This window comes from Vibrio neptunius (assembly GCF_000967495.1).
GTDB lineage: Bacteria > Pseudomonadota > Gammaproteobacteria > Enterobacterales > Vibrionaceae > Vibrio > Vibrio neptunius.
The window spans coordinates 1-205 of sequence record NZ_JXXU01000146.1 but is presented as its reverse complement, the minus strand read 5'-3'; the positions used below and the strand labels follow the sequence as shown (position 1 = coordinate 205).

1 protein-coding gene is annotated in these 205 nt (G+C 42.9%); it reads right to left on the bottom strand.

Going from position 1 to position 205, the window contains the following annotated elements; all coding sequences use genetic code 11:
• A partial coding sequence (locus tag TW84_RS24270) for a GAD-like domain-containing protein (RefSeq protein WP_275041690.1) occupies positions 1-134 on the bottom strand: 134 nt, incomplete at its 3' end.
• Positions 135-205: the final 71 nt, after the last annotated feature.

The window sequence follows — 205 nt, the reverse complement described above, 5'->3', positions numbered from 1 at the left end:
ATCTGTTGCCAATATTCCAGTAGTTTATCGGGTAAGATCCCACGATAGCTCTCTATTTGCTCTAAGGTGGCGACGACAACTTCTGTCGGGCTACCAAATTTTGACAGGAAAAACGCTAAGTATTCATCATTCATCTGGCTGACGTCCATTTTGCAATCTGGCTTATTTATTTGGGTGTGGGCTTAACGACATTGGCTAACCTTCA